General features: G+C 55.1%; 1 pseudogene. It reads left to right on the top strand.

Features of this window, described 5'->3' with window-relative positions:
* Positions 1-434, top strand: a pseudogene (locus AC0L3D_RS36950) (Ulp1 family isopeptidase); the annotation flags it as partial.

Genomic DNA, 434 nt, shown 5'->3' on the forward strand with positions numbered 1-434 from the left:
TTCGCCGATTGGCGAATGATCTCGGCGCTCGCGGCCAAGCGACTGATCTAAAAAATCACCAATCCCTGGTCGATCACGTCGATGCTTTCTTTCCGAAAAACAATGATATTAAGGATATAAAGCCGGCGTTGAACGTCCTGCGTGCGTATCATGAGCCGGGCTATTCAGCGACTGGCCGGTGGCCAGTGACGGTGCCCTCAAAGGCAGACGCGTATGTCTTGGAACAAGTGACCAATGACAGCAGGTTGGCCTCAACCACCCGTGCTGTCTATGGTCGTAGTCTTCGCAGATTTTCTGAGGAGCTTGAGAGTCGGGGCCAGACGATCTCTGGGCTGGATCACGATTCGCGGATCAAATTCGCCGAGACGTTGTTTCCAGGCCACCCCTATCTCCGCTTGGCGCTGCAACGGGTTCGCGATATGGAGTCCGCGTCA

The organism is Mesorhizobium sp. WSM4837 (assembly GCF_055811435.1).